Origin of the sequence: Streptomyces sp. NPDC005496, assembly GCF_042872045.1 — a bacterium.
GTDB lineage: Bacteria > Actinomycetota > Actinomycetes > Streptomycetales > Streptomycetaceae > Streptomyces.
The window spans coordinates 38,239-63,800 of sequence record NZ_JBIAJQ010000004.1 but is presented as its reverse complement, the minus strand read 5'-3'; the positions used below and the strand labels follow the sequence as shown (position 1 = coordinate 63,800).

The following is a 25,562-nucleotide window of genomic DNA, read 5'->3' as shown; positions in this document are numbered from 1 at the left end:
ACTGCACCGACAGCGGGAGAATCTGATGACGAGTTATGGCAGTTCCTCTGCCGCGTCCTCCGGATCGCGCACGAATGGTCTGGCCATCGCGAGCCTTGTCTGCGGAATCGTGGGACTCTTCTTCCTGAACATCGTTCTCGGTCCCCTTGCCATTGTGTTCGGTGTGATCGGAATGCGTCAGGCCGGGGTCAAGGGCGGCGGCGGAATGGCGAAGGCCGGTGTGGTTCTCGGAATCGTGGACCTGGTCATCTTCGCGGTTCTTCTTGCGGTGGCCGCCTCGAACGGCGGCTTCACCTGGTACGTGGGCGGCTGACCGGCCGACGACGGACGTCACGGAGGGGCCCCACCGGAATCGATCCGGTGGGGCCCCTCCTCGTCGCGTCCGATGGGGTCCTCAGGTGGTGAGGTGGCAGAGCAGGAGACAGACGTCGTCGTCCCGCTCGGAGTCGTACAGCATCGGGTCCAGGATCCGGTCGGCCGTGCCTTCCAGATCCCGGTCGAGGTCCCGGACGCGCTGGGTGGCGAGGGCCCGCGCCAGCCGCTCGATCCCGGGGTCGATGCCCTGGGCCCGCCGTTCGACCAGCCCGTCGGTGTAGAGCGCGAGTGTCGATCCGGGAGCGAGCCGTGTCGTGTGGTCGCGGATGTCCTGGTCGAGCGGGATGCCGAGCATGGCGCCGGGCCTGGCGTCCAGTATCCGCACCTCGCCCTCGGGGGTGCGCAGGACGGGGGGCGGGTGGCCGGCGGCGGCCCAGGTGACGGTGGGCTCGTCCGGCCGGAAGCGGGCGATGACCGCGGTCGCGTACAGGTCGGGCTGGAGGTGGTGCAGGAACATGTGCAGCCGGGTCAGGAGCCGGCCGGGGGAGCCGCCGTCGACGGCGTAGGCCCGCAGCGCGGTGCGCAGTTGGCTCATCATGACGGCGGCGTGCAGACCGTGCCCGGTGACGTCGCCGACGACGGTGACCAGGCTGCCGTCTGGCTGGCGGAAGGCGTCGTACCAGTCGCCGCCGATGTTCAGGCCGTGGGTGGCCGGCAGGTAGCGCGCGGCCAGGCTCAGGCCCGGTGTGCTCGGCAGCTCGGTGAGCAGGGCGCGCTGGAGGGTCTCGGCGATGTCGCGGTTGTGCTCGAAGCGCTGGGCGTTGTCGATCGCGATGCTCGCCCGGCGGGCCAGTTCGACGAGCATGACGGTGTCGTCGGCGTCCCACCGCGCTTCGGGAGGCGTGAGCGTGACCACGCCGAGCGGGGAGTGGCGCGTGGGCAGCGGGATGCACAGCAGCGGCTGCGTGGGGTGCAGGGCCGACGGCGGGTGGTCGTCGACGCCGGACAGGCCCCCCGGGTGGTCGGCGGCGTACTGAGGGCGTCCCGTGCGGGCGGCGGCCACGGCGGCCGCCGGGCGGGGGCTCGGTCTGCCGGCTTCGTCCTGGTCGCTGAAGAGCCAGACGTCGACGCTGCGGGCGTAGGCGGGCACCAGCAGCTGGGGCAGACGCCGCAGGATCTCCTCGTGGTTGAGGGACGCGGTGAGGGCGGCGCTCGCGTCGGCGAGGAATGTCAGCCTGCGGCGTGCGTGCTCGGCCTCCCTGCGGGCCTCGCGCTCGGCGGTGAACAGCTCGCGCTGGGTGCGTCCGGCCGCGTCGAGTTCGGCGTGCAGGGCGAGGACGCCCTGGTTCGTCTGGTGCAGCTCCTCCCGGTGGAAGGCGACCAGCTCCTCCTGCTCGGCTAGGTTCTCCAGGACGATCGAGGTGTCCTCGTCGGCGCTGAGCAGCGCGTCGGCGAGGCTGGTCCCCTCGAACGGTGTCTGGTCCGCGGACGGTTGGGGCCCGCCGGGCAGTTCCGCGCTCGCCTGCCAGGCCGGCTGCCGCGGGACGAGGCCGGCGCTCTCGTGGGAGCGGACGCTCGCAGTGATCCGGCCGTGCCGGCCGTCGTGCCCGGGCGCGCCGGTGCGTACGTCGAGCCGCCAGGTCCCGCCCTTGGTGAGGCACTGGCGCAGCTGCGCGCTGAGGGCGGTGACCAGCCGGGTGCGTTCCAGGGCGGAGACGCCGTGGGCGGCCACGATGCGGGCGGTGTCGATGCGCGCCCGGGCGGCGTCGGCGACCGTGGTGATCTGCCAGGTATGGGTCATGGTTCGCGATCCGGCGGGACGGGCGTCAGTACCGCCACGGCCGTGTCGTCCCGCACGGGCCTCGCGGCACTGCTGGAGTCACGCACGATGACGGCGGCCGTGACGGCGGGGTCGAGGGAGTCGAGGGGGACGGCGGGCGGGGGAGTCCAGCGGCTGGGCAGGCCGTCGCTGTGCAGGATGAGCAGACCGTCGGCCGTCCAGGGCAGCCGCTGGCCGGGCAGCCGGGCCGGGTGGTGGGCGCCGACTATGCCGGGGTGGGACAGCAGCGGCTGCCAGCCGCCGCCGGAGCGCAGCCGTGCCCCGACGTTGCCGACCCCGGCGAAGTCCAGGGTGCGCGCGTCGAGGTCGAGCCGGGCCACGGCGACGGCGGCTCCCCGGGTGCGGCGGAGCGCGGTGTGCAGCCGGCCGAGCAGTTCCACCGGGGGCAGGTGCGGCCGGTGGCGCAGTTCCTCCAGGGCGGCGCCGGACGCCTCGGCCGCGGCCTCGCCGTGTCCCAGGCCGTCGGCCAGCAGGAGCGTGACGTGGTCACCGTCGCTGACGCAGGCCCACGCGTCACCGGAGTGCTCGGCGGCGGCCAGGGGGATGTTGACGCCGCCCGCCCGCACCCGCTCGTCCGCGCCCTGGGCGTCCCGCCCGCTCCGGTCCCCGCGGACGGCGCGGATCCGGGCCAGGGCGACGGTGCCGCGGCCGGGCGTGCTCTGGAGGTCGAAGTCGTCGGCGACGCGCCGGCAGGTGCCCAGTCCGGCCCCGAGCGAAGAGGCCGTGGAGTAACCGTCGCTCAGGGCGGAGGGGAGGTCCGTGATGCCCGGGCCGTGGTCGATCGCCAGGATCTGCACGGCCCGGCCCCCGCCGTCGGGCGTGAGTCCGGCGTCCACGGTGTCGATCAGGACCTGTCCGCCCCCGGCGTGCTTGAGCAGGTTGGTGGCGAGTTCGGTCGCGACGAGCGCGGCCGCGGCCGTACGGTCCTTGTCGAGCCCCGCGTGGTCCGCGGCTCTCTCGGCGGCCACCCGGGCGTCCCGTACCCGCGTGGAGTCGTGGACCGGCACATCCCAGACGCGCGTCATGGACTCTCCTCACGCTGATGCGGCGGGACGGCCGACCAGCTGATCACGGTGACGGCGGTGCCCGCGCCCGGGCGGCTGTCGATGGTGAACTCGTGCACCAGCCGCCGTGCGCCGCCGAGTCCGAGGCCCAGCCCGCCGCCGGAGGTGTAGCCGTCTCTCAGCGCGCGCTCGACGTCGGCGATGCCGGGCCCCTCGTCGCGGAAGGCGAGGCGCAGGCCGCGCGCGAGACCGTTCTCCAGGACGGTGGACTCGACCTCGCCGCCCCCGCCGTGCACCAGGGTGTTGCGGGCGAGCTCGCTCGCCGCCGTGACCAGCTTCGTCTGCTCCACCAGTCCGAAACCGAGCTCGGCCGCCGACTGGCGCACGTGCTGGCGCACCCACGCGAGGTCCATGTCCGAGCGGATCGGCAGACGGGCGGTGACGCAGCCGGAGGTTTCCGTCACGGGGTCTCCTGGCGTCCGGGGCTGTGCGGGGGAGGGGGCGGCGAGGTCAGCATCCGCATGGCCTCCTCGGCGTCCAGCGCGGTGCGCAGGCCGGGCAGGGTCAGGCCGAGTTCGACCAGCGTGATCGCGACGGCGGGCCGCATCCCGGCCACCACCGTCCGCGCGGCCAGCAGCCTGGCGGTGGCCGCGATCTCCGCGAGCACCCGGCCGAGGAAGGAGTCGACCATCTCGACGCCGGAGATGTCGATCACGACGCCGCTGACGGAGCTGCTGACGACGGCCTCGCCGATGTCGTGCTTCAGCTGCTCGGCGGCCGAGTCCTGCAGGTCGCCCTGGAGCGTGACGAGCAGGACGTCACCGAGCTTCAGGACCGGCACGGCGGCGCTGGAGAGGCCGATGGGTCCGCCCCTCACCGGGCGCTCGCAACGGTGCGTTCCTGGTCGACGACGACGATGCCCTGCTGGTGCAGGGCGTACTCCAGGGCGTCGGCGAGGCTCGCGCGGGTGACCACCGACCCCAGGTCGATGCCGAGGTGGACGATGGTCTGGGCGATGGCGGGCCGGATGCCGGAGACGACGCATTCCGCTCCCATCAGGCGTGCGGCCGCCACGGTCTTCATCAGGTGCTGGGCCACCAGCGAGTCGACGGTCGGCACGCCGGTGATGTCCAGGATCGCGAAGCGGGCCTGCTGGGTGACGACGGCTTCGAGCAGGCTCTCCATCACCACCTGGCTGCGGGCGCTGTCGAGGGTGCCGATCAGAGGGACGGCGACGACGCCGTTCCAGAGCTTGATGACGGGGGTGGCGACCTCGAGGAGCTGGAGCCGCTGACGGTCGATCAGCTCCTGGCCGGCGGTGAGCGTGGTCTCCAGGACGACCAGCCGCAGGGTTCCGAGCAGCGCGGTGAGGGTGACCGCGCACTCCTCGGCGTGCCCCTCGCCGGCACCGACGGGCTCCGCTCTGAGCAGTTCGGTCACGGAGGGCCGCAGGGCGGCGACCTCCTGGGCGATCTGGGCGGACGTGGCACCCGAACGCGCGCGGGAGGCGGCCATGCGCCTCAGCTGTTCGCGCACCGTGCTGAAACCGGCGGCCGCCAAGTCCTCGACCTGGTCCGCGAGGGCGACCGCCGCCAAGGCCTCGACCACGGCCCTGCCCGCTTCCACCGCCTCGTCCCGGGAGACCGTGAACACGGTGCGGAACAGGGACTCGTCGGCCCAGCGCTGCGCGATCTGCTCGCGACGGCGATGCAGGAAGTCCCCGACGTCCTGCGCCGGTGCACCTCGGTGTGCCGCCTCGTGGTCCGCCACGTGCTCGTCTCCTTCGTCGTACGGTGACCGGCCCGGGGAGCATGCCGGAGGGCGCGGTCTGTTGTCGTGCGACAACTGTAGTCACGCCGCGCGCGGGCCCGTCACCGCGTCGGCGGAAGATCGCCCCGCCGGGTGGCGCCTAGGGTTCGTGGGCGGGCCGGCCGTGCCAGTCCAGGCACACCACGAGGGCGTCGTCCTGCGGCTTCGGTCCGCCGCGGTGACCGGTCAGTTCCCGCAGGACCGCGCGGGGCACCTCCGCCGCGGGCAGCAGCCGCGTGGACGTGATGGCCCGCTCCAGTGCCTTCTCGCCGTACGTCTCGCCGCCCGGCGCGGCCACGGCGTGCACGCCGTCGCTGACGAACACCAGCCGGTCGCCCGGTTCGCACTGGAACTCCTGTACGACGTAGTCGGTCTCGTCGAACATGCCGAGGGGCAGCTGCGCCTCGAACTCGACGCACTCCACCTGCTTGTCCCGCAGCCGGAGCATCTGGGGCGAACCGGCGTCCACCACCCGCATCAGGCCGGTGGACAGCTCGAAGTCCACCATGAGCACCGAAAGGTGCGAGGACCCGCGGTACTGCGCGTAGATCGCCTGGTCGGCGAGGGCCGCCTGGTCCTCGATGGGGATCCCCGCCCGGCGGGCGTTGCGCAGCGCGTTGATGCCCAGGTGGGTGAGCAGCGCGGCCTCGATGCCCTCGCCCATGCCGTTGGTTATGTAGAGCACCAGGCGGTCCGCGCTGGCCGACCAGTCGAAGTTGTCGCCGAAGATCGCGTAGGCGGGCTCCAACTGGGCGCCGAGGTCGTACTCCGGGCGGGAGCAGGAGCGGCCGGGCAGCAGCTGCCACTGCATCTCGGCCGCCAGCGTCAGCCGGTCCTTGCGGCGTGCCTGGAGGTACAGGTCGGTGTCGCGTTCGGCCACGAGCACCTCGTGGCCGAGCACCTCGGCAATGTCGGCGAGCTCCGTCAGCGTGTCCTCGGTGAGGTGGTCGGCGGGCAGCGTCACGCTCAGCACGCCGAGCCGGTCGCCGCGCACCGCCACGGGGAGGTGCACGCGCCGCCTTTCCCCGCCGAGGTCCTCGGTGAAGGGCTCCTGGGAGCCGAAGGCCCGGCCCACGGTGCTGTTGTGCACCGGCACCGGTTCCGTGGTGTGCGGAAGGTCGGAGACCGGCTGGAGCACGGTGAGTCCGTAGTCGGCCATGAAGAGGTCGACTGACTCGGCCGCGTAGTTCCTGCCCAGGACGTCGCGGACGGCGTCCAGCAGTTGGTGGGGAGCCGCGGTGCGCAGAGCGCGCTCCGCAGCCACGAATCTGTTCACGATGTCGGGTACGCCATTCTTCGACTAGTACGATTCCGGGTCCACGCTGGGAAGAGGTCGCCCGTCCGCCCACGGCCACCGGTGTCTATTCTTTTGTGTCTGACGTCGTTCCGGCGAGCTGACAGTGCCCGAGAAGACTGGGAGAGTGAGACGGTGACTTCCTCCGGCCCGCGTCCGCAGCCCGGTGAGGTGGCTCGCGTGACCTCAGAGGCGGCCGAGCTGCTGGAGATCCTCTGGGGACGGGCCTCCACGGCGCCGGTCTCCGCCTCCCAGCTTCGGGTGCTCTTCATCCTCGAGCACAACGAGGGGATCAACCTGCGCACACTCGCCGACGGGCTCGGCTCGACGCCGCCCTCCACCAGCAGGCTCTGCGACCGGCTCCAGGCCGTCGGGTACGTCGAGCGGGTGCCCAGCGCCACCAGCCGCCGCGAGCTGTGCCTGTTCCTGAGCCACCAGGGCCGGTCGTTCCTGCGGGAGCTGAGGGTGCGCCGCGAGAGCGCCCTGGAGTCGGTGCTGGCCCAGATGCCCGCCGCGAAGCGCACGGCGCTGCTGCAGGGGCTGGAGGCCTTCTGCGCCGTCGCGGCGGCCGAGATGCAGGTCGACGCCGACCTGGACGTGCGCACGGCCTGACCGGCGCACCGGTCCGCCGCCGGTGCCGCGGCGCGTGTGCTCGCGGGCGGGATCCGGCCCGCGCCGGCCGCCGGCCTCACCCAGCGCGACATCCTTGGTCCTCTCCGTGCGTCCGACGCGTCATCACATTGTTGCCCGGCGGCCATAGTTGTCAAATGACAACTGTTGTTCGGATTTTTCCGTTCGTCCGGCCGGTCGGGCCGTCGGCGGTCTTCTGCCCCGACAGGCCCTACTGCCGACCGGTGACTTCGCTCACCTGGGCAAGAGCGGCGTCCACGCTCTCCGACGACGGCACCGCCATGTTCACCCCGGTGAGATCCAGGATGCGCCGGACGGTCGGAGTGGGGGAGATGAGCCGGACGCTGCCGCCGACCGACCGGGTCTGTTCGCGGGCCTGCAGAAGCGCGTTTATCCCGGACGAGTCCATGAAGGAGACCGCGGCCAGGTCCAGCAGCAGGTGGTGGCGGCCGCGGCTCACCTGGTCGGACAGGTGACGGCGCAGCTCAGGCACCGTGTCGACGTCCAGGAAGCCCTCGACGGTGAGCAGGGCGACACCGTCCCGAGGGAGTGTCACGTCGACGGACACCGGAACTCGCTCGGTCGACACAGTTACCTCCACTAGACACCGCAGTCGGGCTTCCCCACTGCTGAGCAGGGCTCGATGCGCCGGAGACGGTCTGCCGGGCCGGCAGGTCCGCCGGGCGATCCGTCCGGTGCCGGACGCGGGGAGCACGTCCACGCCTACCCCTCCAGGCGGTACGCACACATGGAGGCGTGCGGCGTACCGCCCGTAGGCCGTGCCCGGGCCTACGCCACCCGGATCCCGACGATGCAGGTGTCGTCGTCCGTGTCCGACCTGCTGTACGTCAGCAGCCGGTCCAGCTGGTGGTCCAGCGAGGGAGCGGTCGCCCGTGCGGTGGTCAGCAGCTGCTTCAGCGACTCCTCCACCGACCGGTCACGCCGTTCGATCAGACCGTCCGTGTACATCAGCAGCGTGTCGTCCACCGCGAGCTGCACCTCGGACTCCTCGAAGGCGGCCTCCGGCACGGCGCCGAGCAGTATGCCCTTGAGAAGGGGGAGCGGAGTCGCCTCCGTGTCCCGGATGAGCACCGGTGGCAGATGACCGGCCCGCGCCCACCGCAGCACCCGGGTGTCCGGGTCGTAGAGGCCGCAGACCGCCGTCGCCGTGACGGCACCCGTCAGGTGGTGGGCCACGATGTTGAGCCACGACAGGAGCTGACCGGGACCCGCGCCCGTCACGGCGAGCCCGCGCAGCGCGTTGCGCAGCACCACCATGCTGGTCGCGGCCTCTATGCCGTGGCCCGCCACGTCGCCCACGCACAACAGGACCAGCCCCGAGGGCAGCACCACGGCGTCGTACCAGTCGCCGCCGACCAGCTGTTCGGTCTCCGCGGGGCGGTAGCGCACGGCCGCCTGGATACCGGGCGCCTTCAGGGGGGCCTGGGTCGGGGGCATGATCGCGTGCTGGAGCTGGAGGGTCAGCCGGGCCCGCTCGTGGGCCTGCTGCTCGCTGTGCGCCAGCTGGTCGCGGGTGGCCGCCAGCGCCACCTCCGTCCAGTGCTGGGCCGAGATGTCCTGGTACGCGCCGCGTACGACGAGGGGGCGGTCGTCGACGTCGAGCACCGGTTCGGCCACCACCCGGATGTGCCGGGTCACCCCGCCGGGACGCTGGAGCCGGAACGCCGCCGTGGCCGGCCGCCGGTGGTGCAGCAGCGTACGCAGGAAGCGGCCGATGGTGACGGCGTCGTCGGGGTGCGCGTGGGCGGCCAGCTCCTCCAGCGGCACGGGGGAGCTGGACGTGGACCGCCCGTAGAGGTCGAAGAGCGTGCCGTTCCAGGTGATCTCGCCGGTGAGGAGGTTCTCCTCGAAGCCGCCGATCCGGCCGAGCCGCTGCGCGTGCTGGAGCAGACTGGCGAGCCGCGCGGTCTCGTCCTCGATCCGCCAGATGAGCAGCACGCTGTCGCCGTGCCGGCTCACGCTGATGTCGGCGACGGCCGCCAGCGGCACCTGGTCGACCAGGGCCGTGAGGTCCATCCGCCGGGCACGGAACGGCTCGCCCGTGGCGTAGACCCGCTCGACGCGCTGGAAGAGCTCGCTCTCGCCGGCCGCCATCGGATACGCCTCCAGCAGCAGCGCGCCGTTGACGACGCCGCGCGGCCGGCCCGCGGGATCGAGGAAGCGGCTGTTCACGTGCCGGATGCGGAAGTCCGAGAGGTGTCCGTCGTCACCGAGGTGGGGCACGAGGACGAGCGCGGGGTCGTGCAGCCCGTCGACCAGGTCCATCAGCTCGGAGACGTCGGCCGTCAGCGGGCCGCGGGCCTCGGGGCCGTCGATCAGCAGCGGCTGCGTCTCCAGCGTGTGGGCGCACAGCTCCGCCAGGGCCTCGACCTGACGGACGACCTGAGGTGACTGCGGCTCCAGCGGGGACGGCCAGGCGATCTCGAGGACGCCGTGGATGCGGCCGCCCGCCCCGGCCGGCGCGGCGACCCGCCCACCACCCGGGAAGTGCCCGTTGCCGATGGTCGGCAGGCCCTCCTCGGCCAGCGAACCGGTCCACTGGGTCGTACGGTGCGACAGGGCACGGCGTGCCACCGTCGCCACACCCGGCGGCACGTAGCGCCAGCGGGCCGCCTCCGCCGTGGAGAAACCGGCGCAGCCCGCCAGCGTCAGCGAACCGTCGGCGCCCGCCGCCCAGATGGCCACGGCAGCCGCACCCAGCGGAGCCAGGGCGTGCTGCAGCAGCGAGTCGGCGACCGCCTGCGTGTCGTCGGCGGCCAGCGCCCCGCTCTCCGCCTCCCGCAGCCGTACGGCGGAGGAGGCGTCGGGGGCGGACCCGGGATCCGTCGCGGTGGCGAGGAAGGTGCTCGTCACCTCGGACAGCCGGTCGCGTGCCGCCTGGTTGATGACGTCGACGGCCAGTTCGAGCATGGGCACCTTGGCCTGCTCGGTCAGCTCGGCCAGCTGCCGGGCCGCCTGCGCCGGGCCGCAGCCCAGCCGCTCGACCAGGATGCCCTTCGCGAGTTCGATCAGCGCACGCCCGTCGGCCTCGGCCTGGGCGGCCTGGACCTCGCGCCGCAGCCGCTCCACGGTGGCGGCCAGCCTGCCCACCGGGGACGTGGACGGGGCGTCCGGAAGGTCGTCGGCGGGCACGGCGGCCTCCGAGCCGGGACCGGCGACCTCGTCGAGCTCGCTCGAAGCGGCAGGCGGAAGGGAGGGAGCTGTGGATCCGACGGGCTGTTCGCCGGGGCCGGACTCGCCGGACTCCTCAGGAATGCTCACTGTGCGGTTGCTCCTCGGCTGGGACGCCGGACGGCGGGGGGAAGGTGGGGTGCGGGACGGCGCCCGGCCGGCTCGGCGAACCGGCCGGGGCCATCCGGTGTCACACGCTCAGCCAGCGCCGGACGCAGGCGATGAGGTCGTTCGTGTCGACCGGCTTGGTCACGTAGTCGCTGGCACCCGACAGGAGACTCTTCTCCCGGTCGCCGGGCATCGCCTTCGCCGTGACCGCGATGATCGGCAGGTCGGCGTACTGCGGCATCTTGCGGATCTCCGCCGTGGCCGTGTAGCCGTCCATCTCCGGCATCATCACGTCCATCAGGATCAGGGCGACGTCGGGGTGGTTGACCAGCGTCTCGATGCCCTTTCTGCCGTTCTCCGCGTGCAGCACCTGGAAGCCGTGCAGCTCCAGGATCCCGCTGAGCGCGAAGAGGTTGCGCGCGTCGTCGTCGACCACGAGCACGGTCGCCCCCTGGAACGCCTCCCCGACGAGCTGCGCGTCCTGCTGCTGGGCCTCCTCGGCGCCGCGCACCAGCGGCAGCACGTCACCGGGCTCCTCCGCGGAGAGGTGCAGGGCGATCCGCTCCCGCAGCTCGTCCAGGCTGGAGAGGAACTCCAGCGGCCGGTCCCCGCACAGGGACCGCAGCGTCCGCTCCTGCGCCAGGTCCAGCCGGTTGCCGTTGTGGATCAGCACGGGCACGCTGGCCAGCGCCGAGTCGCCCTCGACCGCCTGGAGGAAGTGGGCCGCCTCGCCCTCCGGCATGCCGAGTTCCAGGACCACGCAGTGGCAGGGCTCAGCGGCCAGCGCGCTCGCCGCCTCCTGCGCTCCCACGACCGTGATCACGTCGACCGTCTCGCGGCCCTCGACCTCCTCGCGGCTGCGGCTGACGTCCCCGACCGCGCTCTCGGCGACGAGGGTCAGCAGTCCGCGGGGGCGTTCCTCGACGACCAGCAGCCGCCGCCGGGCCTGCCTGGCGGCGCCGGGCGCGGCCGGCACCGTACGCCGGACGGACACGACCTCGGCGGTCGGCTCGGCCGGCGCCGGCTCCAGCTGGCGGGTGCCGCTGAGCAGCTCCTCGAAGTCGGGGCGGGCGACCGGCAGGAACAGCGTGAACGTGCTGCCCTGGCCGGGCGTGCTGTCCACGGTGACCGCGCCGCCGAGCAGGTGGGCGATCTCACGGGTGATCGACAGGCCGAGACCGGTGCCGCCGTACTTGCGGCTCGTGGTGCCGTCCGCCTGCTGGAAGGCCCCGAAGATCGTCTCCAGCTGCTGCTCCGGGATGCCGATACCGGTGTCCTTCACGCGGAAGGCGACGATCGTGCCCTCACGCAGCACGCCCTTGGGCACCTCGTCGCCGGCCGCCGGTTCGATGCGCAGTTCGACGCTGCCCTGCTCGGTGAACTTGACCGCGTTCGAAAGCAGGTTGCGCAGGACCTGGCGCAGCCGGGAGTCGTCGGTGAGCAGATCACCGGGGGCGCCGGGCGCCGTGCTGATGGTGAACTCCAGGCTCTTCTGCGACGTCATCGGCCGGAACGTGGCCTCGACGTACTCCAGGAGCTGCCGCAGCGGGACCCGCTCCGGGGTGACGTCCATCTTTCCGGCCTCGACCTTGGACAGGTCGAGGATGTCGTTGATCAGCTGCAGCAGGTCGGAGCCCGCGGAGTGGATGATGCCCGCGTACTCGACCTGCTTGGGGGTGAGGTTGCGCGAGGGGTTCTGCGCGAGCAGCTGGGCGAGGATGAGGAGGCTGTTGAGCGGCGTCCGCAGCTCGTGGCTCATGTTCGCCAGGAACTCCGACTTGTACTTCGACGCCAGCGACAGCTGCTGGGCGCGGGCCTCCAGCTCCTGGCGGGCCTGCTCGATCTGCAGGTTCTTGGCCTCGATGTCGCGGTTCTGCGTGGCGAGCAGCGAGGCCTTGTCCTCCAGTTCGGCGTTGGAGCGCTGCAGCTCGTCCTGCTGGACCTGCAGTTCCTCCGAGCGGGCCTGGAGCTCGGCGGTGAGCCGCTGGGACTCGCCGAGCAGCTCGTCGGTGCGGGCGTTGGCCACGATGGTGCTGACGTTGACGCCGATGGTCTCCATCAGCTGCTCGAGGAAGGTCTGGTGGACCGGCGTGAAGCGGGCCACCGAGGCCAGCTCGATGACGCCGAGCACCTGCTCCTCGACCACGATGGGCAGGACGACGAGTGCGGTGGGCACCGTCTGGCCGAGGCCCGAAGAGATGGTGACGTAGCCCGGCGGCAACTGGTCCACGGTGATGGCGCGGCGGCTGCGGGCCGCCTGTCCGACCAGCGAGCGTCCCATCGGGATACGGGCCGGTCGGTCGTTGTCGTCGGGGTACCCGTACGAGCCGACGAGCCGCAGCTCGGTGCCGCGGGGGGTGTCCTCGGCGAGGTAGAAGGCGCCGAACTGGGCGGACACCAGCGGTGTGAGCTCGTCCATGATCAGCTCGGCGACGACGTCCAGGTCCCGGTAGCCCTGCATGAGACCCGAGATGCGCGCCAGGTTGGTCTTGAGCCAGTCCTGCTCCTGGTTGGCCCGCGTGGTCTCACGCAGGGACTCCACCATGGAGTTGATGTTGTCCTTCAGCTCGGCGACCTCGCCCGAGGCCTCCACGGTGATGGAGCGGGTCAGGTCGCCCTCGGCCACGGCGCTCGCGACCTCGGCGATGGCCCGCACCTGGCGGGTCAGGTTCCCCGCCAGCTCGTTCACGTTCTCCGTCAGCCGCTTCCACGTACCGGAGACGCCCTCGACCTCGGCCTGGCCACCCAGGCGGCCCTCGCTGCCCACCTCGCGCGCCACTCGGGTCACCTCGGCGGCGAAGGCGGAGAGCTGGTCGACCATCGTGTTGATGGTCGTCTTGAGTTCCAGGATCTCGCCGCGGGCGTCGACGTCGATCTTCTTCGACAGGTCGCCCTTGGCCACCGCGGTGGTCACCAGCGCGATGTTGCGCACCTGGCCGGTGAGGTTGTTGGCCATCGAGTTGACGTTGTCGGTGAGGTCCTTCCAGGTGCCCGCCACGTTCGGCACGTGCGCCTGGCCGCCGAGACGGCCCTCGGTGCCCACCTCGCGGGCCACGCGGGTGACCTCGTCGGCGAACGCGGACAGGGTGTCGACCATCGTGTTGATGACGTCCGCGAGCGCCGCCACCTCGCCCTTGGCCTCGACGGTGATCTTCTGGGAGAGGTCGCCGCGCGCCACGGCCGTGGCGACCTGCGCGATGGACCGCACCTGACCGGTCAGGTTCGACGCCATCACGTTGACGTTGTCGGTCAGGTCCTTCCAGGTGCCGGAGACACCGCGCACGGTGGCCTGGCCGCCCAGGTTGCCGGCGGTGCCCACCTCGCGGGCGACTCGGGTGACCTCGTCGGCGAAGGCGGACAGCTGGTCGACCATCGTGTTGATGGTGTCCTTGAGCTCCAGGATCTCGCCGCGGGCGTCCACGGTGATCTTCTGGGAGAGGTCGCCCTTGGCCACCGCCGTGGCCACCTGGGCGATGGACCGGACCTGCGAGGTCAGGTTCCCCGCCATGAAGTTCACGGAGTCGGTGAGGTCGCGCCAGGTGCCCTTGACGCCCTTGACGTCGGCCTGGCCGCCGAGGCGTCCCTCGGTACCGACCTCCCGGGCGACTCGGGTGACCTCGTCGGCGAAGGCGGACAACTGGTCGACCATCGTGTTGATGGTGGACTTCAGTTCCAGGATCTCGCCGCGGGCGTCCACGGTGATCTTCTGGGAGAGGTCGCCCTTGGCCACCGCCGTGGTCACCTGCGCCACGTTGCGGACCTGGGCGGTGAGGTTGCCCGCCATGAGGTTCACCGAGTCGGTGAGGTCCCGCCACACACCGCCGACGCCCGGCACCTGGGCCTGGCCGCCGAGGCGCCCCTCGCTGCCCACCTCGCGGGCGACGCGGGTGACCTCGTCGGCGAAGGCGGACAGCTGGTCGACCATCGTGTTGACGGTCTCCTTCAGCTGGAGGATCTCGCCGCGCGCGGGGACGTCGATCTTCTGGGAGAGGTCGCCCTTGGCGACGGCCGTGGCGACCTGGGCGATGTCGCGGACCTGGGTGGTCAGGTTTCCGGCCATGGCGTTGACCGAGTCGGTCAGATCCGCCCAGGTGCCGGAGACTCCCGGGACCTCGGCCTGGCCGCCCAGGGTTCCCTCGGTGCCCACCTCGCGGGCCACCCGGGTCACCTCGGAGGTGAACACCGACAGCTGGTCCACCATGCCGTTGAACACGGTGGCGATGTCGCCCAGAAGGCCACCGGCCTCGTCCGGCAGACGTGTGCCGAAGTCTCCGTCGCGCACGGCTGTCAGGCCGGCCAGCAGTTGCCGCAGCTCCTGCTCGCCCGGCGTCCGGCTCGAAGGCTCGGTCGTTGTGACGGTCATGCGTACCCCTCGTTCCGCTCCCCAAGAGTCCCCGGGAGAAGGACTCGGAACCACGCCGCACCCGCGGACGGTCTCACATGCCGTACACGGTATTCCCGCAGATCACGGATCTGCCGATGAGAAAATACGCCGCAGGCTAACCCAGAAGGCACGTGCTGAACAAAGCGGTGGGCGTAACCAACGGTACGGCCGAGAAAGTTGCCGGGACGAGGCATGACTTCGCGAAGTGGGGATACACAGAACCCTCTCGGTCTGTCCCCCTCCGGGCCGCCGCGAAAACCGCTGCGTCCCGAGTCCCCGCCGGTGCCGCCGAGGTGCGGGGGACGGCGTACGTGGGCGGACGCGAAGATCCCGCCGCCCTGGTGCACCGAGGGGACGGTGACGACCGGGACGGCGGGACCGGGGGCCTCGCGGGGGTCAGGGGTGTCAGGCGACGGCCGGGTCCAGCAGGCCCTTGCGCAGGCGCTTCAGGATGCGGGTGATCAGCCGCGAGACGTGCATCTGGGAGATGCCGAGCTCCTCACCGATCTGGGCCTGGGTGCGCTCCTCAACGAACCGCAGGTGGACGATCTGCCGCTCGCGGTCGTCGAGCTCGGCGATCAGCGGGGCCAGGGAGTGGAAGTCCTCGACGAGCTGGAGGGAGGGGTCGTCCTCACCGATGAAGTCGGCCAGCACGCTCTCGCCGTCCGCCCCGCCGTTGCCGACGAGCGCCGCGTCCAGGGACGTCGGGCTGTAGGCGTTGGCGGCCTTGCGGGCCTCGATGACGTCCTCCTCGGGGAGGGACATCAGTTCCGACAGCTCGCGCGTGGTGGGGTTGCGGCCGAGGCGGGTCTGCAGTTCCTCGGTGGCCTTGGCGAGCTCGACGCGGGCCTCCTGGAGCCGGCGGGGCACGTGGACGGCCCAGCTGGTGTCACGGAAGAAGCGCTTGATCTCGCCGACGATGTAGGGGACGGCGAAGGAGGTGAACTCGACCTCGCGCGTCAGCTCGAACCGGTCGATCGCCTTGATCAGGCCGATGGTGCCGACCTGGACGATGTCCTCCATGGAGTCGCCGCGGCTGCGGAAGCGCGAGGCGGCGTAGCGCACCAGGGAGAGGTTCATCTCGATCAGGGTGTTGCGCACGTACTGGTACTCGTGCGTGCCCTCCTCCAGCACCGCGAGCCGGTCGAAGAACTGGCGCGAGAGGTCGCGGGCGTCCTTCGGCTTGACCTTCGAGGGGTCGTCGATGAAGGGGAGGTCCGTCTCGGAGACCTCGGCCGCCTCGCGCGCCGTGCCCGTTGCCTGCACCGCCGTCACGGCTGCCATGCCGTCCACCCCAATCGTCGAAGATCTTGAATGACAGAGCGCGCCTGCCCGGGTTCGAGAGATCTAATCCACCCGAACTGACGAAAACATGCATACCAGAGTGACTGGAGTGACGGCCGTCCGCCCCGGGCCGGCCGCGGTGGGGCGGCGCCGCGGCCCGGACGGGTGACCCCGTCCCGGTGCCGGAGCCTCGGGGAAGGCGGCGGGCCGTCGGTACGGCCGAGTACGCTTGGGCCTCTCAGGTGAGGCGGTGCAGATGGCGTACGGCGGTGGGGGGCCGGAGATGGCCCCCGTGTCTCGGCAGCTCGGTGGAGCCGTGCTTCAGGCATACGCACTCGCGGAGCGACCGGGTATACGTATGATCGGCGAGATCAGCCCGCCCACCCGTCCAGTCTGGCGGGACGCCCTGGGCCGGCTGGCGCGCCGGTCCGACCACGTCTGCTTCCTGGAGATGTCGGCGATCACGTTCGTCGACGTCGCCGGGGCCGCCGATCTGGCGCGCACCGCACAAAGCCTGCATGGGAAGCGGCGTCTGGTACTGGAACAGCCTCCGCCCGAACTCGAGCGGATCCTGCATATGTTCTGGCCAGACCTTCGGACGATTGAGGTGGCGGCATGACGAGTACGGCCACCCGACCCGACCCCTTCGTCCACCCCGCGCTCTTCTACCGCGGCGACCAGGACTACGTGGAGGGGACCGTGCCCTTCCTGCTGGGCGGCCTGGAGGCGGCCCAGCCGGTGGCGGTGGCGGCGCCCGTCCGGCAGCTGGACCTGATCAGATCGGCGCTGGGGGAGTCGGCGGCCGAGGTGCACTTCGTGGACATGACGCAGGCGGGCCGCAATCCCGGCCGCATCATCCCAGCGGTCCTGCGTGCGTTCGCCGACCGACACTCCGGCAGCCACGTCCGTATCATCGGCGAGCCGATCTGGGCCGGCCGGACCGCCGTGGAGTATCCGGCCTGCGTCCAGCACGAGGCCCTGATCAACGTGGCGTTCAGCGGCCGGGACGTGACGATCCTGTGTCCCTACGACGCCGAAGCGCTGCCCGCCGACGTGATCGACGACGCGCGGGCCACGCACCCCGTGCTCATCGACGGGGGCGAGGAGCAGGTCAGCACCGCCTACGCGGTCGACAGCGTGCTCGCACGCTTCAACGAAACGCTTCGCCACCCGCCCGGAGCGGCGACGGCCGCCTTCGACGCGGAAGCCCTGCCGGTCACCCGCGACTTCGCGCTCGCCGAGGCCCGGGAGCTCGGGATGAGCGCTCCCCGGCTCCAGGACCTGGCGCTCGTCGTCGCGGAGCTGACCACCAACAGCGTCGTGCACGGGGGCGGCTCCGGCACGGTGCGGATCTGGGCCGAGAACGACCAGATCGTCTGCGAGGTGCAGGACGACGGGAAGCTGACCGACCTGCTGGCGGGCCGGCGCCCCGCGCCCCCGCAGCAGCTCGGCGGCCGCGGTCTGCTCCTCGTGCACTACCTGTCCGACCTGGTCCGCGTGCACAGCGGAGCGGTGGGCACGACGGTGCGCAGCTACCTCCCCCGCGCCTGACCCCACACCCTTTTGGGGCCGGCGGGACCCCGACCCCGTGACGCACGAAAGGCCCGGACCCCCGAGGGGCCGGGCCTTCGCCGGTGAACGGGCGGACGGCTAGGGCCTGTCGTTTGGATCAGGTCGGCCGTGACAGACGGTTCGTCCCGGCCGACCCGAGCGGGGTCTGGTGCGTGCAGCTGCAAGGCGGCGGAGGGAGTCGAAGCGATGGGGGTCCCCCCGCTCGAGCGGAGCCGAGAGTGGGGGAGTCGGCGACCGACGACAACGCCGCAGATGTGCGTGCCAGACCCCGCGACACCGGCCTGATCCAAACGACAGGCCCTAGCGCGTCCCGCCCTGCTCGGCGTCCTGTGCCGCCTGGCGCTCGGTCTGCGCGCCGGCCGTGGACAGGGTGCCGCCGGAGCTCTCCAGGTGCGCCCGTACGAACCACTGGAACTGCTCCAGAGCCCGCAGCTGCTCGATGAGGATGTCCTCCGTCACCGGGTCGGTCTTGCCCACCTCGGTCATCGCCGCGCGATGGTCCTCGATGATGCCGGTGTAGACCAGGTCGAGGGCGCCGAGGTGGGCGATGGCGTCGGCGCGACCGACGTCGTAGTCGTCCCAGGTGCGCTCGGCGACCAGGGCGCCCGGGGTGCCGTGCGGCACGCCGCCGAGGGCGGAGATGCGCTCGGCGGTGTCGTCGGCCATCTCGCGCACCCGGTCCACCTGCGGATCGAGCATTTCGTGCACGGCGATGAAATGCGGCCCGACGACATTCCAGTGGACGTGCTTCAGCGTCAGGGAAAGGTCGTTCAGGGCGTGCAGACGCATACGCAGCAGATCGATGACCTTTCCGCCGTCGTGCGTGCTGAGTCCGGGGACCGTGTAGTTCGGGGTCGTGGACGTCGACATCAATTCTCTCCCTTCGTGTGGGGCTGATTGCGGTGCGATTCGCCGTGTCTTCTACCAGCGGTACCAGCGTCCGCGCCGCCCGCCGGACGCTCCGGAACGCATCACGAAGCCCAGCAGCCAGACGACGAGCACGATGACCGCGATCCACCAGAGCGCCTTGAGGGCGAAGCCGGCTCCGAAAAGGAGCAGGGCGAGCAGGAGAACCAGAAGAAGCGGAACCATTGTCATCAACCTCCAAGCCCTCACGTGCCCCGGTTCTTTCCCGATACACGTATGCCGGGGCGAGGCGGACGAAAGGGCCCGGACGACCGGGCGGGAACGCGCCGGGCTCTCTGTCAGACGCGTACGTATTCCCTGCGCACCATCGCCGCGAGTTCCGTCAGTGCCTCCTCGGCAGCCGTCCGGTCGGCGCGGTCGAGGAGCGCGAGCGCGTCCGCCGCGGCCTTCCTGACGGTCTCCGGGACCTCGTCGACGGCCGCCATCCGGTACGCCAGGGAGCGGCGCGCCGCCCGTTCCTCCGGGGTGACGCCCGAGGGTCCGGAACGCGGGAAGACGGCGGCCTCGTAAGCGGCGACCTGGACCAGCACGCCGTGCGCGATGCCCTCCGCGTATCCGCGGGCCCCGGCCCGTTGCTGCGCCGCGCCGAAGTCCGCCAGGGCACGCCGCCGGACGAGGACCGAGGCGGTGGCGCCGGCCGTGGCCGCGGCGAGCGCCGCGAGGAGGCCCACGACCGTGCCCCCGACAAGAGCGCCGAGGAGCCCGCCCGTGGCCGCGAGGAGGCAGGTCAGCCCGCCGGTGAGGAGGAGGAGCGCGCGGGCGGGGGTGAACGAGGCCATGGCGAGCAGTGTGCCAGCCGCCGCCGGGCGGACGGCCGGGAGGTGGCGACCCTCACATGCCGAGGCCGGTGATTCGGCCGATGGCCGGCCCGCCCGCAGGCGCGAGGCTGCGTTTCCCCGATCCGTATCCCTCGGCCCGATGGAGGCAACGCATGCGCAGTCCCGACCGGTTACTCCGGCGGTGGGCCACCGCCACGACCCTGGGCGCGGTGCTCCTCGCCACGCTCCTCGGTCCTTCCCCCGCCGAGGCCGCGCCCTCGCGCGCCGAGGCCGTCAACCCCGTGATCACCGTCCCGCCCGAGGGCAGCCGCGGGTTCCCCTTCCTCGCCGCGGCGGAGGATCTCGGTTCCCTCGGCTACACCGAGAGCGAGTACTTCACGACCGGCACCGCCACGTCGTACGCGAAGTCCGGCATCTGGGGCTCGGACGGCCGCTGGACCGTCCGCGCGAACACCCGCGCCGAGTACCGGACCCGGCTGCTGGTCCGCCGCCCCGTCGACGCCGCGAAGTTCAACGGCACCGTCGTCGTCGAGTGGCTGAACGTCAGCGGCCAGATCGAGCTGTCCCCGGACTACTGGTTCGCCCGGGAGGAGCTCCTGCGCAAGGGGTACGCCTGGGTCGGCGTCTCGGCACAGTCCGTCGGCGTCAACGGCGGCAGCGGCGAGATCCACGGCCTCAAGGGCTGGGACCCGGACCGCTACGGCAGCCTGATCCACCCCGGTGACGCCTACGCCTACGACATCTTCTCCCAGGCGGGGCAGGCGCTGCGTACCCCGAACGGTCCCGATCCGCTCGGCGGGCTGCAGGTCAGGACGCTGCTCGCGGACGGCGAGTCGCAGTCGGCCGGCTTCATGACGACGTACGCCAACGCCGTCCATCCGGTGGCACGCGTCTACGACGGGTTCATGGTGCACAGCAACAGTGCCATCGCTGCGCCGATCAGCGGGCAGCTGGGGGACACGCTCCTGATGCCGTACCCGTCCCGCGTCCGCACCGACCTGACGGTGCCGACCTTCGTCGTGCTCACCGAGACCGACGTGCCCGGCGCCGCCGCCGCACGGCAGCCGGACACCGACCGCGTCGTGCACTGGGAGCTGGCGGGTACCGCCCACGGCGACCAGTGGGCCTACGACACCGGACAGCCGACGGTGATCAGGTCGGCGGGCTCCGCCGCCCCGGCGCCCGGTTGCGCCGCCGGGTCGGCGCCGTTCAACGACGGCCCGGGCCACTGGTCGATGAACGCCGCGCTGCGCCGGCTGGCCGACTGGGCAAGGGGCGGTCCCCGGCCCGCGAGCGGGGCACAGCTGAGCGAGCTGCGTGATCCGGCCACCGGACTGGCCCTCGGCGGCATCCGGCTGCCCGACGTCGCGGTGCCGACCCGTACGCTCACCGGCGAGCGGGACACCAGCGGCAGCGGGCTCTTCTGCGGCCTCTACGGCGCGCGGGACCCGTGGAACGGCGACACCGACCCGTGGGACCGGCACGACGACGGCGATCCCTCCGACCCGTCCTTCCCGGACCGGGCGGAACCGGTGCTGAGCCGGCTGTACCCGACGCACGAGGGATACGTGAGCCGGGTCCGGACGGCCGCGCAGAACTCCGTGACGGCCGGCTTCCTCCTGCCGGAGGACGCGACCGCGATCGTGGCCGCTGCACAGGACTCGAACGTCGGCGGCTGATCCCGCACGCACCGCGAGATCACCTCTCGCGGCCCGAAGTCCCGCTCGCCGAGCGGGACTTCGGGCGTCCGCGCCGTCCGGCGTGGCCGTCGTCCGCGGGCACGCGGTCACGTGAGCACCCACGCTGCGGGCTTCCGGGCCCGCCGTGGTCCGCGGTGGCGCCGGTGCCCCCGCGGGTGCGGGGCGGACAATGCAGGCATGAGCCGACTCGTGAGTGATGTCAGTGGTCCCGCCCGGCTGGCCGGACCGGAGGAGGGCATCAGCCAGGAGGAGCTGGCCCTCGCCGCCCGCAACCACGGGCTGCCCCTGGAGGCGCTGCGCTACGACGTCACCCCGCCGGGGCTGCACTACGTGCTGACCCACTACGACATCCCGTACGCGGACGAGAGCACGTGGGAGCTGACGGTCGGCGGCCTGGTCGACCGGCCGCTGCGCCTCACGCCGGCGGACCTGCGGTCGTTCCCCGCGGTCACCGAGCGGGTGACCATGGAGTGCGCGGGCAACGGCCGGGCCCTGCTGACGCCCCGGCCGGTGAGCCAGCCGTGGCTGGTCGAGGCGGCCGGCACCGCGGAGTGGACCGGGGTGCCGCTGCGGCTGCTGCTCGCCGAGGCCGGCGTCGACCCGGCCGGGGTGGACGTCGTCTTCACCGGTGCCGACCACGGGATCGAGCGAGGCGTGGAGCAGGACTACCAGCGTGCGCTGCCGCTGGAGACGGCGACGGGCCGCGATCCCGACGTCCTCGTCGCGTACGCGATGAACGGCGCACCGCTGCCGCCCCAGCACGGGTACCCGGTGCGGCTGGTGGTGCCGGGCTGGTACGGCATGGCTCATGTGAAGTGGCTGCGGGACATCACCGTGACCGACACCGCGTTCACGGGATTCCAGCAGGCGGTGGCCTACCGGCTCAGGCAGGACGCGGACGACCCCGGGGAGCCGGTGACCCGCATCGCGCCCCGCGCCCTGCTGATCCCGCCGGGGTTCCCGGACTTCATGTCGCGGTCGCGGGTCGTGCGGCCCGGCGTCGTGCCGCTGGAGGGGCGCGCCTGGTCGGGCCGCGCCCCGGTGACCTCCGTGGAGGTGAGCTGGGACGAGGGCCACTCCTGGCACGAGGCCGAACTCGCTCCCGACGCCGGTCACGGGTGGGCGTGGCGTCACTGGCACCTCGACTGGACGGCCGTACCGGGCAGTCACGTGCTGAGCGCCCGTGCCACCGACGCCGAGGGTCACGTCCAGCCCCTGCAACAGCCCTGGAACCGTGGCGGGTTCGCGAACAACCTCGTCCAGCGGGTGCCGGTCCTCTGCCTCGACGCATCGGTGTGAGCGCTCCGGAAGATAGCTGACAGCCCATCAGTTACCCAGCCTGGTAAGTGAGTTGGCGAATTCAGGCAGCCGGATCGCTCATGGGCCTATGAACCTTCGGGTCCTCTCGCTACCCTCCGCCGCATGATTCCCACGGTCGTATGGGGTACCGGCAACGTGGGCCGCGCGGCCATCCGCGCCGTCGACGCCCACCCGGCGCTGGAACTGACGGCAGTACTCGTGCACGACCCCGCGAGGGTCGGGCGTGACGCGGGTGAACTCGGCGGCCTGGACCGGCGCCTCGGGGTCTCGGCGACCGACCGCGTCGGCGCCGTGCTGGACGCCCGACCGGGCGCGGTGGTGTACGCGGCCTCCGGTGACCTCCGGCCGGACGAGGCGCTCGCCGACGTCGTCAGGGCCGTCGCTGCGGGGGCCGTGGTGGTCACTCCCGCGCTGTACCCGCTCTACGACCAGCGCGGCGCGCCGCCGGAGTTCCGGGACCCGGTGCTGGCGGCCGTCGCCGAGGGCGGCGGCTCCCTGTTCGTCTCGGGCGTCGACCCGGGATGGGGCAACGACGTGCTGCCCCTGCTGGTCAGCGGACTCGGTACCGTCGTCGAGGCGGTCCGCTGCCAGGAGATCTTCGACTACTCCACGTACGAGCAGGAGGAGTCCGTCAGGCACCTGATCGGCATGGGCCACCCGATGGACTACGAACCGCTGATGCTCGCGCCCTCGATACCCACCATGGTCTGGGGCGGCCAGATCCGGCTGATGGCGAGGGCGCTGGGCGTCGAACTGGACGACATCCGCGAGACCCTGGACCGGCGCGCCCTCGACGCCACGGTCACCACCCGCACGATGGGCGTCTTCGAGGCCGGCACCCAGGGCGCCGTGCGGTTCGAGGTGCGGGGCGTCGTCGACGGCAGCCCGCGTATCGTCATCGAGCACGTCACCCGCATCCACGCCTCCTGCGCCCCCGACTGGCCCGCCCCGCCCGACGGCGGCGACGGCGCACACCGGGTGATCATCGAGGGCCGCCCCCGGATCGTGGTCACAGTGGAGGCGACCGACGAGGGCGAGAACCGGTCCGCCGGCGGGAACGCCACCGCGGTGGGCCGGCTCGTGGGGGCCATCGACTGGCTCGTGGACGCGGAGCCGGGCCTGTACGACGCGCTCGACGTCCCGCTGCGTCCCGCTACCGGCCGACTCGGAAGGAAATGACCATGCGGATCGACATCCCCGACGGCCAGGAGCCGATCGGCTACGTGTGGGGCGAGATGGTCCCCGGCATCGGCCAGGCCGCCGCGAACTTCTCGCTGTCGGTGTACGAGCACACGACGCTGGGGCTGCGGGAGTTCGAGGCGGCGAGGCTGCGGGTCGCCCAGATCAACGGGTGCCTGTTCTGCCTGGACTGGCGCACGGAACGGGACGGGCGGAAGGTCGAGGAGGAGTTCGCCCTCGCGGTCACCCAGTGGCGTACCACCGACGCGTTCGACGACCGCACGCGGCTGGCCGCGGAGTACGCCGAGCGGTACGCCCTGGATCATCACGGTCTCGACGACGGGTTCTGGGCCCGGATGACCGCCCACTACAGCCAGCGCGAGATCGTGGAGCTCAGTATGAGCATCGGCTCCTGGCTGGCGTTCGGACGGCTCAACCACGTGCTGGGCCTCGACGCCGTGTGCGTCCTGCCGGGCCACTGAACCCGTAAGGGCCGCCGAGCGGGGCCGGTTCCGCTACAGATCGGTGGCGATGATCCGCTCGATGTTCCGTTCGGCGAGGGCCGTGATGGTGACGAACGGGTTGACGCTGGTGTTGCCGGGGATCAGGGCGCCGTCGATGACGTACAGGCCCCGGTACCCGTGCAGCCGGCCGTAGTTGTCGGTGGCCTTGTCGAGCACGGCGCCGCCGAGCGGGTGGTACGTGAGGTGGTCGCCCCAGATCTTGTAGGTGCCGAAGAGGTCGGTGCGGTAGATCGTGCCCTCCTTCGCGTTGATCTTGTCGAAGATCGTCTTGGCCATGTCGATGGACGGCTGCTTCCAGGCGGTCTGCCAGTTCAGCTCCGCCTTGCCCGAGGCGGGGTTCCACGTGAACTGAGCGCGGTTCGGGTTCTTGGTGATGGACAGGTAGAACGAGGCGTAGGTCTCGATTCCCGTGGGCAGGGGTGCGACCTCGGCGAACGCGCCGCCCGCGGCCCAGTTGTCGATCCCGCCGCAGGGGATGCTCGACTGGAGTTTGCCGGTCGGGTCCCACATGTGGTTGGCGCGGCCGCACATGACGTTGCCGTTGTCGCCCCACCCTTTGCCGACCTCGTCGTTCAGGGCGGGCAGGGCGCCGGTGGCCTTCAGCCTGACGAGCAGCTTGCTGGTGCCGACGCTGCCCGCCGCGAAGAACACCCGGTCCGCGGTCACCGTCTTGGTGGCCGTCGTGGCGCCGCCGGTGTCGATCTGGTCGATGACGACCGTGTAGCCGCCGCCGGTGGCCGGGGCGACCGAAGTGACCTTGTGTAGCGGGGAGATGGTGACCTTCCCGGTGGCTCGGGCCCGGGCGATGTACGTCTTCTGGAGTGACTTCTTCCCGTAGTTGTTGCCGTAGAGGATCTCGCCCGCGAGCGCCGACCTGGGGACGGTGCCGGCCGCCTCCTGCTCCATGTAGCCCCAGTCGTACACGTCCGGCACGAAGACGAAGGGGAAGCCGGACCGCTGGGCGTGCTTGCGGCCGACCCGTGCGTACTGGTAGCACTCGGCGGTCTCGAACCACGTCGGGTTCACGGTGGCCACCCCGAGGCCCTGGTTGGCGCGGGGGTAGTAGGTGGCGTACATCTCGGCGGGGTCGACCGACGGGAGGACGGCGCCGAAGTTCTCGCGCCTCGGTGTGACCGCCATGCCGCCGTTGACCAGGGAGCCGCCCCCGACGCCGCGGCCCTGGTACACGATGATGCCGCCCATCTCCTCGGCGTCCAGGATCCCGGTGTAGCGGGGGATGTCCCTGTCGATCGGGAAGCCCAGGAAGTTGCTCAGGGGCTGCTTGGTCCTGGTCCGCAGCCAGTAGGAGCGCTGATCGGGGCTGGTGGTGTTGGCGAAGATCTTGCCGTCCGGGCCGGGGGTGTCCCAGGCCATGCCCATCTCGATCATGTGGACGTCGATGCCGGCCTCGGCGAGCCGCAGGGCGGCGACGGAGCCGCCGTATCCGGTACCGATCACCAGCGCCGGGACATGGGCTCCCGGAGTGATGACGTCGGCCGCCGCCGCGGTGGGCGAAGCGGCCGCCGCGGCGTGGCCGGCGAGCGCCACGACGCCAAAAATAGAACTTGTTCCAGCGATGAATCTACGACGCGAGACACTCCTGGGATCGTTGTCCTGCACGGTAGTTTGGCTCATGTGAGGTTCCTCACTCTCGATGAGTGAGAACAGGTTCTACTGTCACTTGCGCGTCAAGTCACTACA

22 protein-coding genes are annotated in these 25,562 nt (G+C 71.7%); 8 read left to right on the top strand and 14 right to left on the bottom strand.

Going from position 1 to position 25,562, the window contains the following annotated elements; translation table 11 throughout:
* Positions 1-25: 25 nt before the first annotated feature.
* Positions 26-313: a DUF4190 domain-containing protein gene (locus ACFYQQ_RS12785; protein ID WP_355795144.1), complete on the top strand. Its 288-nt coding sequence runs from the start codon at positions 26-28 to the stop codon at positions 311-313.
* Positions 314-394: 81 nt separating this feature from the next.
* On the opposite strand, the gene ACFYQQ_RS12780 is transcribed toward ACFYQQ_RS12785, so the two are convergent.
* From ACFYQQ_RS12780 to ACFYQQ_RS12755, 6 genes are all read right to left on the bottom strand, one after another.
* Positions 395-2,116 carry a SpoIIE family protein phosphatase gene (locus ACFYQQ_RS12780; RefSeq protein ID WP_356244026.1) on the bottom strand — a complete coding sequence of 574 codons (1,722 nt, stop codon included), beginning with the start codon at positions 2,114-2,116 and terminating at the stop codon, positions 395-397.
* Positions 2,113-3,180, bottom strand: a complete 1,068-nt coding sequence (locus ACFYQQ_RS12775; RefSeq protein ID WP_355789696.1) for an ATP-binding SpoIIE family protein phosphatase — start codon at positions 3,178-3,180, stop codon at positions 2,113-2,115. Before ACFYQQ_RS12775 ends, ACFYQQ_RS12780 begins: the two co-directional genes overlap by 4 nt.
* Positions 3,177-3,572 (bottom strand): anti-sigma regulatory factor, encoded by a 396-nt coding sequence (locus tag ACFYQQ_RS12770; RefSeq protein ID WP_355789707.1) that lies wholly within the window; start codon positions 3,570-3,572, stop codon positions 3,177-3,179. Before ACFYQQ_RS12770 ends, ACFYQQ_RS12775 begins: the two co-directional genes overlap by 4 nt.
* Before the next feature lie 47 nt (positions 3,573-3,619).
* Positions 3,620-4,036 carry an STAS domain-containing protein gene (locus ACFYQQ_RS12765; RefSeq protein WP_356244029.1) on the bottom strand — a complete coding sequence of 139 codons (417 nt, stop codon included), beginning with the start codon at positions 4,034-4,036 and terminating at the stop codon, positions 3,620-3,622.
* Positions 4,033-4,929: an STAS domain-containing protein gene (locus tag ACFYQQ_RS12760; protein ID WP_356175267.1), complete on the bottom strand. Its 897-nt coding sequence runs from the start codon at positions 4,927-4,929 to the stop codon at positions 4,033-4,035. The genes ACFYQQ_RS12765 and ACFYQQ_RS12760 overlap by 4 nt, the downstream gene beginning before the upstream one ends.
* Before the next feature lie 139 nt (positions 4,930-5,068).
* Positions 5,069-6,244: a PP2C family protein-serine/threonine phosphatase gene (locus tag ACFYQQ_RS12755; protein ID WP_355788687.1), complete on the bottom strand. Its 1,176-nt coding sequence runs from the start codon at positions 6,242-6,244 to the stop codon at positions 5,069-5,071.
* 198 nt (positions 6,245-6,442) lie between these two features.
* On the opposite strand from ACFYQQ_RS12755, the gene ACFYQQ_RS12750 reads away from it, so the two are divergent.
* Complete coding sequence (locus ACFYQQ_RS12750; protein WP_356175272.1) at positions 6,443-6,874, top strand: MarR family transcriptional regulator; 432 nt, start codon at positions 6,443-6,445, stop codon at positions 6,872-6,874.
* Positions 6,875-7,103: 229 nt separating this feature from the next.
* Here ACFYQQ_RS12750 and ACFYQQ_RS12745 read toward each other — a convergent pair whose 3' ends face one another.
* From ACFYQQ_RS12745 to ACFYQQ_RS12730, 4 genes are all read right to left on the bottom strand, one after another.
* Positions 7,104-7,481 (bottom strand): STAS domain-containing protein, encoded by a 378-nt coding sequence (locus tag ACFYQQ_RS12745; RefSeq protein WP_356175275.1) that lies wholly within the window; start codon positions 7,479-7,481, stop codon positions 7,104-7,106.
* 200 nt (positions 7,482-7,681) lie between these two features.
* Positions 7,682-10,174 (bottom strand): SpoIIE family protein phosphatase, encoded by a 2,493-nt coding sequence (locus ACFYQQ_RS12740; RefSeq protein WP_388904451.1) that lies wholly within the window; start codon positions 10,172-10,174, stop codon positions 7,682-7,684.
* Between the two features lie 100 nt (positions 10,175-10,274).
* Positions 10,275-14,555, bottom strand: coding sequence for a HAMP domain-containing protein (locus ACFYQQ_RS12735; protein WP_356244036.1), 4,281 nt, complete (start codon positions 14,553-14,555; stop codon positions 10,275-10,277).
* A gap of 426 nt (positions 14,556-14,981) precedes the next feature.
* The gene (locus ACFYQQ_RS12730; RefSeq protein WP_355786582.1) at positions 14,982-15,860 is read right to left on the bottom strand and encodes an RNA polymerase sigma factor SigF; all 879 of its coding nucleotides are present in this window, start codon (positions 15,858-15,860) and stop codon (positions 14,982-14,984) included.
* A gap of 256 nt (positions 15,861-16,116) precedes the next feature.
* Between ACFYQQ_RS12730 and ACFYQQ_RS12725 the strand changes: the two genes are divergently transcribed.
* Entirely contained in the window at positions 16,117-16,479 is a 363-nt protein-coding gene (locus ACFYQQ_RS12725) for an STAS domain-containing protein (RefSeq protein WP_355786597.1), read from the top strand.
* Positions 16,476-17,411 carry an anti-sigma factor RsbA family regulatory protein gene (locus ACFYQQ_RS12720; RefSeq protein ID WP_355786579.1) on the top strand — a complete coding sequence of 312 codons (936 nt, stop codon included), beginning with the start codon at positions 16,476-16,478 and terminating at the stop codon, positions 17,409-17,411. The genes ACFYQQ_RS12725 and ACFYQQ_RS12720 overlap by 4 nt, the downstream gene beginning before the upstream one ends.
* A gap of 321 nt (positions 17,412-17,732) precedes the next feature.
* On the opposite strand, the gene ACFYQQ_RS12715 is transcribed toward ACFYQQ_RS12720, so the two are convergent.
* The 3 genes from ACFYQQ_RS12715 to ACFYQQ_RS12705 all read right to left on the bottom strand — a co-directional run bounded on the left by ACFYQQ_RS12715 (position 17,733) and on the right by ACFYQQ_RS12705 (position 19,138).
* A complete protein-coding gene (locus tag ACFYQQ_RS12715; protein WP_355795608.1) occupies positions 17,733-18,302 on the bottom strand; it encodes a DNA starvation/stationary phase protection protein in 570 nt (189 codons plus the stop codon).
* Between the two features lie 51 nt (positions 18,303-18,353).
* Positions 18,354-18,524, bottom strand: coding sequence for a hydrophobic protein (locus ACFYQQ_RS12710; protein ID WP_355795605.1), 171 nt, complete (start codon positions 18,522-18,524; stop codon positions 18,354-18,356).
* Between the two features lie 113 nt (positions 18,525-18,637).
* Positions 18,638-19,138 (bottom strand): hypothetical protein, encoded by a 501-nt coding sequence (locus tag ACFYQQ_RS12705; protein ID WP_356244039.1) that lies wholly within the window; start codon positions 19,136-19,138, stop codon positions 18,638-18,640.
* 152 nt (positions 19,139-19,290) lie between these two features.
* Between ACFYQQ_RS12705 and ACFYQQ_RS12700 the strand changes: the two genes are divergently transcribed.
* From ACFYQQ_RS12700 to ACFYQQ_RS12685, 4 genes are all read left to right on the top strand, one after another.
* Positions 19,291-20,817, top strand: a complete 1,527-nt coding sequence (locus ACFYQQ_RS12700) for an alpha/beta hydrolase domain-containing protein (RefSeq protein ID WP_355794719.1) — start codon at positions 19,291-19,293, stop codon at positions 20,815-20,817.
* Positions 20,818-21,015: 198 nt separating this feature from the next.
* A complete protein-coding gene (locus tag ACFYQQ_RS12695; protein WP_356175974.1) occupies positions 21,016-22,137 on the top strand; it encodes a sulfite oxidase in 1,122 nt (373 codons plus the stop codon).
* A gap of 123 nt (positions 22,138-22,260) precedes the next feature.
* On the top strand, positions 22,261-23,337 hold the full coding sequence (locus ACFYQQ_RS12690; RefSeq protein ID WP_356244043.1) for a dihydrodipicolinate reductase: 1,077 nt from the start codon (positions 22,261-22,263) through the stop codon (positions 23,335-23,337).
* Positions 23,338-23,339: 2 nt separating this feature from the next.
* Entirely contained in the window at positions 23,340-23,819 is a 480-nt protein-coding gene (locus ACFYQQ_RS12685; RefSeq protein WP_355789400.1) for a carboxymuconolactone decarboxylase family protein, read from the top strand.
* A gap of 33 nt (positions 23,820-23,852) precedes the next feature.
* On the opposite strand, the gene ACFYQQ_RS12680 is transcribed toward ACFYQQ_RS12685, so the two are convergent.
* The gene (locus ACFYQQ_RS12680) at positions 23,853-25,496 is read right to left on the bottom strand and encodes a GMC oxidoreductase (RefSeq protein ID WP_355789397.1); all 1,644 of its coding nucleotides are present in this window, start codon (positions 25,494-25,496) and stop codon (positions 23,853-23,855) included.
* Positions 25,497-25,562: the final 66 nt, after the last annotated feature.